This window comes from bacterium (genome assembly GCA_041648665.1).
In the GTDB taxonomy this organism is placed as follows: Bacteria; UBA10199; UBA10199; order 2-02-FULL-44-16; family JAAZCA01; genus JAFGMW01.
This window is the reverse complement of record JBAZOP010000108.1, coordinates 1-8,867: the sequence shown is the minus strand read 5'-3', so window position 1 is coordinate 8,867 and position 8,867 is coordinate 1. Positions and strand designations below refer to the sequence as shown.

General features: G+C 57.1%; 10 protein-coding genes and 1 tRNA gene. 7 read left to right on the top strand and 4 right to left on the bottom strand.

Annotated features, from left to right (window positions below; genetic code table 11):
* Positions 1-647: 2-C-methyl-D-erythritol 4-phosphate cytidylyltransferase (ispD, locus tag WC683_17955; protein ID MFA4974494.1), on the bottom strand; the 647-nt coding region annotated here is incomplete at its 3' end.
* Positions 648-750: 103 nt separating this feature from the next.
* Entirely contained in the window at positions 751-1,263 is a 513-nt protein-coding gene (locus WC683_17950) for a CarD family transcriptional regulator (GenBank protein MFA4974493.1), read from the bottom strand.
* A 329-nt stretch (positions 1,264-1,592) separates the two neighbouring features.
* On the opposite strand from WC683_17950, the gene WC683_17945 reads away from it, so the two are divergent.
* Positions 1,593-1,668: transfer RNA gene (locus WC683_17945), tRNA-Phe, on the top strand.
* Between the two features lie 340 nt (positions 1,669-2,008).
* Here WC683_17945 and WC683_17940 read toward each other — a convergent pair.
* Entirely contained in the window at positions 2,009-2,611 is a 603-nt protein-coding gene (locus WC683_17940; protein ID MFA4974492.1) for a hypothetical protein, read from the bottom strand.
* A gap of 216 nt (positions 2,612-2,827) precedes the next feature.
* Here WC683_17940 and WC683_17935 point away from each other — a divergent pair, with 216 nt between their 5' ends.
* From WC683_17935 to WC683_17910, 6 genes are all read left to right on the top strand, one after another.
* Positions 2,828-3,421 carry an RlmE family RNA methyltransferase gene (locus WC683_17935; protein MFA4974491.1) on the top strand — a complete coding sequence of 198 codons (594 nt, stop codon included), beginning with the start codon at positions 2,828-2,830 and terminating at the stop codon, positions 3,419-3,421.
* 195 nt (positions 3,422-3,616) lie between these two features.
* Positions 3,617-4,648: a lysylphosphatidylglycerol synthase transmembrane domain-containing protein gene (locus WC683_17930; protein MFA4974490.1), complete on the top strand. Its 1,032-nt coding sequence runs from the start codon at positions 3,617-3,619 to the stop codon at positions 4,646-4,648.
* 48 nt (positions 4,649-4,696) lie between these two features.
* Entirely contained in the window at positions 4,697-5,275 is a 579-nt protein-coding gene (locus WC683_17925; GenBank protein ID MFA4974489.1) for a hypothetical protein, read from the top strand.
* Between the two features lie 44 nt (positions 5,276-5,319).
* Positions 5,320-5,700, top strand: coding sequence for an IPT/TIG domain-containing protein (locus WC683_17920; GenBank protein MFA4974488.1), 381 nt, complete (start codon positions 5,320-5,322; stop codon positions 5,698-5,700).
* Complete coding sequence (locus WC683_17915) at positions 5,697-6,731, top strand: phosphotransferase (GenBank protein ID MFA4974487.1); 1,035 nt, start codon at positions 5,697-5,699, stop codon at positions 6,729-6,731. Before WC683_17920 ends, WC683_17915 begins: the two co-directional genes overlap by 4 nt.
* A 1-nt stretch (position 6,732) precedes the next feature.
* Positions 6,733-7,455, top strand: a complete 723-nt coding sequence (locus WC683_17910) for a nucleotidyltransferase family protein (protein ID MFA4974486.1) — start codon at positions 6,733-6,735, stop codon at positions 7,453-7,455.
* Positions 7,456-7,464: 9 nt separating this feature from the next.
* On the opposite strand, the gene WC683_17905 is transcribed toward WC683_17910, so the two are convergent.
* A partial coding sequence (locus tag WC683_17905) for a hypothetical protein (protein MFA4974485.1) occupies positions 7,465-8,867 on the bottom strand: 1,403 nt, incomplete at its 5' end.

Sequence of the window (8,867 nt, the reverse complement as noted above, 5' to 3'; positions counted from 1 at the left end):
GAGGGTGTCGTGATCTTTATGTTGCGTTCGTCGCCCTCAATCACCCTCACCCTCGTGCCTGCCCTCTCGCAGATCGAGGCCTCGTCCGTGCCCTTGAAGCCCTCGCGCCGCGCCCGCTCCATCGCATCGCAGAGCAGCGAGCGCCTGAAACACTGCGGAGTCTTGGCGCCCCAGAGCGCGATACGGTCGACGGTCTCGCTGATGTGGCGGTCCTCTGCCTCCCTCTTTATGGTCTCTTTGACGGGCGTAGCCACGATGCATGCGCCCTCTTTGAACGCGAGCTCGATCGCGGAGTCGATCTGGCCCGGCGTCACAAAGGGCCGGACAGCGTCGTGCACAGCGACCACGTCGCAATCGGCAGGAACTCTTGAGAGCCCGTTGGAAACCGAATCCTGGCGATGGGCGCCCCCTGCGGTCACGATCCATGACTTCGGGAATTGGAATCGGCCCAGGATCTCATCCTCGATCGCCTTTTCGCGACCCGGCTCAACCACGACCACGAGGTTCTGCATGAATTTTGATGCCCGGAAGCGTTCGAGGGTGTGGCAGATGATCGGCTTCCCGCCGATTTCCAGGTACTGCTTCGGCCGGCCCGCGGCCATCCGCTTCCCCAGCCCGGCTGCCGCTATTATCGCCCACGCGTTCATAGAGGATGCCAAATAGACCACAGACAGCCCGCAAGCAAGCCATTTATAAAGAAAAAGGCCCGCCGAGCAGCGGGCCTTATTATGATGCCATGTTTGCTGTGAATCAGTTGGCGAAGATCTCGTCGATCTCCTCTGCCACTTCCTCTTCGCCCATGTCCTGCGCTATGGCCAGCTCTTTGATTATTAGATAGCGCGCAGTGTCGAGCATCTTGCGCTCGCCGAATGAGAGCTCCTTTTCGTAGCGCAGGAGCATGAGGTCGCGCAGGACCTCCGCGATCTCGTAGATGGAGCCGGTCTTTATCTTGTCCATATACTCGCGATAGCGACGGTTCCATGTCTGCTCGTTTATGGAGATGTCGCGCTCGCGCATGATCTCATAGACGATGTCGACTTCGCTGTCGTTTATCACCTCGCGAAGGCCGACGTTGCGCACGTTGCCCGTGGGGACCATGATGGTCATGCCGGTGTCCATGATCTTGAGGATGTAAAACTTGTGCTTGTTGCCGGCTATCTCGCGCTCTTCGATGGACTGCACAGTGCCCACCCCATGCGCTGGGTAAACAGCAACATCACCGACTTTGAATTCCTTGTTCAGTGCCGAACGCGTCTCTGACATGACCCCTCCCTGACCCTTGTTTCAAAATTTCCCCTAGAACAATATTTAATTAATATTTTCAATTACTTACATGTTTCAGCACCCTCAATTGCCTTGCCTGTATATCACAGGAGCCCAAATACCGTCAACGCGTAACTTCATGTTTTTTAAAATCTTTTTTATAACTATGGTCTTGACGTTGTACCCATGACCCTGCGCTTCAGTTATCCACAGATGGGGCATGATATATATACTCATTTTGCCCCAAAGCTATCCCGCTTGACACCTTTTGCCGGATCATCTATGTTGCGCACCTCTTTGAAAAACCCTTTGTTTTGAACTACTTATTAGGGCAGGTAGCTCAGCCGGTAGAGCAGTAGACTGAAAATCTACGTGTCGGCGGTTCAACTCCGTCCCTGCCCACCAGGCGAGAATTCAAAATTCTCGCCTTTTTTTATATAAACTACCCCCTTTTTCTCAAACGTATCTCTATTTTTTGTACAAAATGACATCTTTGTACAAATTTGAGGCTATTCAAATTGTGGGGATTTCGAGGCTGACCCTACCCCCCCTCTCAATCCCGTAAAACCTGAAAATATAATGAGGAAGCGAACTTAGCTCGCTCCCCCATTGATGTTCTTTACGCGCATTCGCTTCATCCAATTAAGTTATCGTCTGAAACCCCAAAATGTTGCGGACTAATTTCAGGCAATAAAAAAGCCCCTGTTTTTCAGGGGCTTTGGTAAATAAGTGATTTTCTTAATAATTACACGGTTTCGTCCAGTATCCCGAGTTTCTCGGCCATCTTGAAGAGATTGACCGCAGCATTGTTCTCGATGATGCCGTCATGCACGCGATCGGCCATGTCTATCCTGGCCCAGAATTCGTCGTCGCTCATGCCGTCGATATCGAAGTTCACATCCTTATAGGCGATGTTCTCCCTGGCCTGGCGGATTGCCTGATTGAAGGCAAGATTCTCGTCGCGATCGAGGATCTCCCTGAACTTGTAGTGGCTGACGATCTTCGCATCCTTTGTGAGAAGCCTCTCCACAACTCCCAAGAGACGATCTGCGCCGAGTTTACGCGTGGCAAGCGCCAGGAACTGACACTCTGCATCTGAAGGCACGCCGTCGCTGAGTTTGGCCGCGATCCTGCCCTCAAGCGAGAAGTCCGGAGCCTTGTCGCCGAATCGCGACATGCCTGCAAAGCCGGCGTTGTACGATACCGCCTTGCGAGCCTTCGCCGCGTCGACATCAGGGGCTTTTTTGGAATCAGAGGACTTCGCCTGCGGGGCACTTACCTCTTTGAACCACGCCTGGGCGATCTTCATGGAATCGTTTCCAACTTTATTTATCCCGCCACCCTTCATAGTATCCTCCTATGGTCTCGCCCTCTATATATGCAGTAAGCGTGCCATCGCCCGCTTTTATAACCATTTGTAATTATTGATGTTTTAAGAGAGAGTGGGGCAACAAGGCCGGTCTATAGCCCCCAAAACCGCCCTTTCGGGGCCTCAAATCCCCACCCCATTACCAGTAACTATCAGCTTGTTATTGGCAGGCAGATAACTGATATCAGCAAAACCATGGCCTATGAACGCAAGGACCACTTCTACAAGCGCGCAAAGCGCGAGGGCAAGGCCTCGCGCGCGGTGTACAAGCTCGCCGAGCTCCAGAGGCGATTTGCGCTCGTGAAGAAGGGCGGTATGGTCGCGGATTTGGGATGCGCGCCCGGCGGCTGGCTGCAGGAGCTCGCGCCGATGCTGGGGCCGAATGGGCGCGCGATCGGCATCGACCTTTTGCCCCTCAAGATCCAGCTCCCAAAAAACTGCGCCTTCATCAAGGGCGACATAAACGACGAGGAAAACTTAGCAGAGATAGAGCGCCTCGCGGGCGGCAAGGTCGACGCAGTCCTCTCGGACATGGCGCCCAACATCTCAGGAATAGAATTCGCAGACGCATTTCGCTCATATGAACTCGCCGCGCGCGCGCTGGACGTGTGCAGCCGCATTCTCAAAAAAGGCGGCAACTTCGTAGTGAAGATATTTCCCGGCGAAGAGTTCCCGGGCTTCATCGCAGGGCTCAAATCCCGTTTCAAGAAGGTGACCACGATCGTCCCCGAAGCCACCCGCAAAACCTCCTCTGAGCGTTACCTCGTAGCAATCGGCTTTAAAGATTAAAAATAACGTTGCGGGTGGCATCGGATCAAATAAAAAAACCCGCGATGCTTTCGCATCACGGGCTTTTATGGGGAAAGGAGATGGGGGATTGAGGTGACGGAGGCAATCTCCTTCCCCCTGCCTCCGTCAAGCTCTGTTGCATGATTGACAGCGCAGGGGCGCTTCCCTATTGTCGCCCTACTTATCGGAGCCCCCATGAAGATGTTGCTCGCTTTTTTCAAAAAAGTGTTCCCCTGGCTGATGGCGATTTTGGTCTTCGCTTGGCTCTTCCGCGAGTACCCGCCGAAGAACATATACAACTCATTGAAATACATGAATATATGGTACTTCTGCGCAATCGCGGTGGGCTACTTCGTCCTCATGTTCTTCATCGACACATTCTCGATCTCGCGCGTGCTTTCGCTCTTCGGCCACCCGGAAAAGGTGCGCGACCTTTTGCCCGCGCGCGGCGCGACGTATCTGCTGATGGTGGTGAACTACGCCGCGTCACAGGCTGCGTTCGCATTCTACCAGTACCGCAAGCACGGGATACCGATCTCCAAGATGCTGGGCATCTTCGGGATCATCGTGGTCGTGGATCTGCTCATCCTCTCCGCGCTCGCCTTCGTCACCACGTTCTTCACGACGTGGCCTTTTGAGATAGGCGGGATGAACATCGCGCACTTCGTTCGCATCTTCACGATAGCGGCCATCGCCGGAGTGCTCGCGCTCGTCGTCATAGCGAATGCCTCCGCAAACTCCGGCTTCGTAAAGAGGCTGCGCAAGAACCACCTCATCGATCTGATTGCGACCACAAAACCCCTCGATTACCTGCGAACGGCCATCGCCAGGCTGCCTGTGCACGCGTTCATCATGTGCGGAATGTACGTGGCGATATGGCCCTTCAACGCCTACATCCCGTTCATGAAGATCATCTCCAACATCCCGATTGTCTTTTTCATCGGATCGCTCCCGATCACGCCCGGCGGGCTAGGGACATCAAACGTTGCGCTCGTCGAGCTCTTCAAGCCGTTCATCCAGAGTCCGATCATCGCGGGCGGCGAACTCTCTGCGGGCGATCTGCTCTTTTCCTTCAGCCTCGTCTGGCTGTTCGTCAATTACCTGATGAAAGCGATCACGGGCGTCGTCTGCATGCGCTTCGTATCGCGAGACCTGTTCAAGCCCACGCCCGAGATCAGCGAGGAGGCTGCTGAGAGCAAAGCCCCTCCGGTCGGCGGCGCGTATTAGCCCCTCTCCTGGCACTTTAATTGCATATCCAAGACCCTGGTGAGGATCATGAAAAATCAGGGGATCATACACGGCTCCAGGTTCAAGGAGGTCATGCGCGAACAGCTCAAGCGCGCAATGCTGGCTGAGGCAGTGAAGATAAGCGAGCCGGTCGAGTTCTACCTCTTCAACCTCCTCACCGACTATGGCGCAGCCAGCCGCGCAGGCGAGATAGCGGATCTGGAGGAACCGGTGGGCCTCAGGCTCATAGAGGCGATGGCGGCAGACGCGCCGGAGAAGGCCAGGGCGCTGAGGGACATCGGGGACACGACCCTTCTCGCGCTCGGCCTCTTCTCAGAGAGCATCAGAAAGAGCATCGTCGACCACTCCTACTACGTCACCATCGGGAGCGCCGCCTATGAGACCCTCTCCGGGATCGTGGTTTGCGACCCGCTCTTCGCCGAAGTTTACACCGAGCTCGCGATAAAGTTCGCATCGCTGGCCGAGGTCCTCTCCAGGATCGCGCCATGGAACAAGACCGGCTCAGACAGCCAGATACTCAGCATCTACAGGAGATGGCTTGAGAGCGGGGACGAAAAGCTCGCCGAGCAGCTGCGCGAGGCGGGCATAAAGCTCCCCGAAGATTAAGGCCTTGCGAATCCCGATTTCTTAAACTAATAACCCGGTCCTGGATGAGAGCGATCTCTGCGATAGCGGCTTTGATCATGCTTGCGGCCTCGTGCGGCGGCACCAGCTCCGATTATAACCCCAACGTGCCCACAAATTCCCCGCCCATAGTCTCCAGAGTCGATCCCAGCGCAGGAAGCGTGGGCGACGAGATATCGATATTCGGATTGGGATTTTCAATAGCCTATCCTGAGGACATAGTCGTCGTAGGAGGAGCCGCCACCAGCGCCACGAGTTACAGGCTTCTGGACAATCCGACCGCAAGCGAGATCGAGGCCATAACCTTCACAGTGCCGGCGGATGCGGCGCTCGGCGAAGGCCCCATATACGTCCAGGTCGACGGCAACTCGAGCAACGTCGACGTGAGTTTCACGGTGATCCCATGAGCGACATGAAAAAAACCGTAGAGAAATTGATCTCAGAAGAGACCGGATGCCGCTCCAGGGTGAGCGAGATCACGAAGCTCCACGGCGACGCTTCATACCGCACCTATTACCGCGCCGCGATGGCTGACGGCGCCACCTTCATAGTGATGCAGATGCCCGAGGGCCGCTCGTCGGCCTCCGAGGAGATAACCAATTTCAAGGGCGCGCACGAAGAGCTCCCGTTCATAAACGTCGCAAGATTCCTCTCCGGCCTCGGCCTGCCGGTCCCGGCGATCCACCACTACAGCCAGGCGGACCGGCTGATGATACTCGAGGATCTGGGCGACGAGATCATGGCGAAGAGGGTCGAGTCCGCAGGCGAAGATGTGAGGCTGGAGTGGTACGCCAGGGCCCTGGAGCTGCTGATCACCATGCAGCGCCGCACCGCTGACAGCGGGCCAAGGACGTGCATCGCGCTCGCCCGATCCTTCGACGCGACGCTGCTCAACTGGGAGTTCGACCACTTCCGCGAGTATTGCGTCGAGGCCAGGCAAGGGAAAGAGATGGAGACCGACGACAGGGAAACCTTCGAGCGCGAGACGCGAAAGATCAGCGCCGCCATCGAGGCCATGCCGTATGGATTCACGCACCGCGATTTTCAGAGCCGCAACCTCATCATAAGGGGCAAGGCCCTCTATCTCATCGACTTCCAGGACGCGCTGACGGGGCCAAGGGTCTACGACCTGGTGGCGCTCACGCGCGACTCGTACGTGAATCTAGCGGATTCCACGGTCGACCATCTGTTGCGCGCCTATGCCGCAGAGGCGGGCAGGGACCCATCGGCGGTCAGGGGCGAGTTCGACCTCGTGACCGTGCAGCGCAAACTCAAGGACGCAGGCAGGTTCGTGTACATCGATCGGGTGAAGAAAAATCCGGATTTTCTGAAGTACATCCCGACATCGCTCGGCTACGTGCGCTCAGCCCTGGAGAGACTGCCCGAATACGCCGGGCTCAAAGACCTGATCGAAAAGTATCTGCCCGATTGGAGTTAAGATGGCGATCCAGATCGAAAGCGCAATGCTTCTGGCCGCAGGCCTAGGCAAGAGGCTTCAGCCTCTCACCCTCACGACGCCGAAGCCGCTGCTCCCCCTCGACGGCGAGCTGCTGATAGATCACCAGCTTCGATACCTCAGGGCCGCGGGCATAAAGAGGGTCGCGATAAACCTCTACCATTTGGGACAGCTGATTCGCGATCACGCCGGATCCGGAGCCGAATACGGGCTGGAGATATTCTATTCCGAGGAGGCCACGCTCCTCGGCACTGGCGGCGGAATCAAAAATGCAGCCAGGTTCTTCGGCCGCAGTCCGTTCGTGGCGCTCAACGCCGACGCACTGATCATGGCCGACATAAAAAACCTCGTGCGCCGCCACACCGAGTCGGGCGCAGAGGCGACGATCGCGGTGAAGAAGCTCTCCTCGGAGGACGATTACACCCCGATTTCGATCTCGGAGGACGGGGCCGTGCGCGCATTCGGCGAGGGAGATCACTTCTTCACAGGACTTTCCATCCTGGGGCCTGAGATATTCGACGCCCTCCCGGCAGCAGGCCAGGAGGCCTGCCTCATAAAAGACGGGTTCAAGCAGCTCATGGCGCGCAAAGGCAAACTCAACTCCATGGCGTACGAAGGTTACTTCAACGACCTGGGCACGCCGGAGCGCTACGAGCAGGCGAAAAGGGATATCGCTGAAGGAAAATTCAAACTGCTGATCGACTGATCCGCCGACTCACTCCCCGCTTATCGAAAAGATCTCTATGCCGCTCGAAGGAGAGCTGGCGAGCAGATAGCCTGGGAATAAGCTGAAGAGCTTCACGTCCAGGAAATCGGAGAGGTCTGTGGCAGCCGCCGGGGTCAGGGCGCTGGACGAAACCTCGAACACCGAGAAGGTGTCCTTTGCGCCGTATGGCGTCACCAGCGCAAGCGTTCCACCCGAGAGCGCCACCTCCGCGCCATAGAGCGAGGTCATCGACGTCCCTTCCTTCGGCTCGATCTGAACAGAGGCGCCTGCCGCGCTCATGCTGGAGAGGCTTTTCACCATCGCCTTGAAGCCGGCGACGATCGCTATCTTGTCCGTACCCGATGCATCGAGGGCAGCGTCGACCAGGGTGTCGCTGGAATAAAGAGACGTGGGAGCGGCCGACGAGCTGAGCCATTTGTATATATTTTTGGGGGTGGAGAAGAGGACCTCATAGTTCGCGCCGCTCTTCTTCACGCTCAGCACAGCGCCCTCGTTGGCGGTCGCCGGCGCAGTGGCCGTGAGGAGATTCGTCTTGGCCAAAAACGAGGGCGAGTTGAACGTGTCTCCGGTCTTGCTGAGCCCGTAGAGGAAGATCTGGTGATACCATGTGCCCCCGGCATATCCCTTATAGAGCACCGCCACGGCGCTTGAGTCGGCCGCAAGGCCGATTCCGGCCACGCCCCTCTTCTGGTTCGGATCCGTGTCAGTGCTGACCAACGTCGGGAATCCGGTGAACTCCTGGTTCGCACCCAAGGCCCTGCTTATGAAAAGGGTTCCCCGCGTTGAGATCTTGATGCCCGACTGGACCACGACATTCCAGCCGAAGTTAAGCTCAGGAACTGTCTGCGTGCCCCTCTGCGAAGAGGCAAAGGCGAGAGTGGTTCCGTCATAGGCAGCGTTGCTCACATACCCGTTGGGCAAGTTCGTTTCGATGGTGTATTTGCTCGTAGCGTTCTCGAGGAAGAGTTTCCCGCCGCGATCGCTCTCCATCTCGATGGCCGCTATCAGGCCCGAGCTCTGGCCTGCGCCTTCGGCCCTCACGTATATCGCGCCGGTGTCTAGCGTTCCGAAGTCGCCGTCGCTCCCCATGATCTCGAGCGCAGATGCGCCCGATCCGTCCGACGCCTTCAGCGCCGTGAAAGTGGCGGCCGCCCCGCCTTGATACGGCGCAACGCGGTTGGGCAGGGCCGCAACCAGTTCCTCATCAAGGTCGGCCTTGAGATCTATATCCCAGTTCTCTTCCGCACCCTCGCTCTCTGCGCGGCCGATGGAGAGCAGGAAATTCGGCCCTCTTACGAAGGCGCGCTCGGACTGCACCGCTATCGCAAATATGTAGGGCGGCGCGCCCTCCTGATATTTGAGGCCCGTCAGCTGGATCTGCTTGAAGTGGT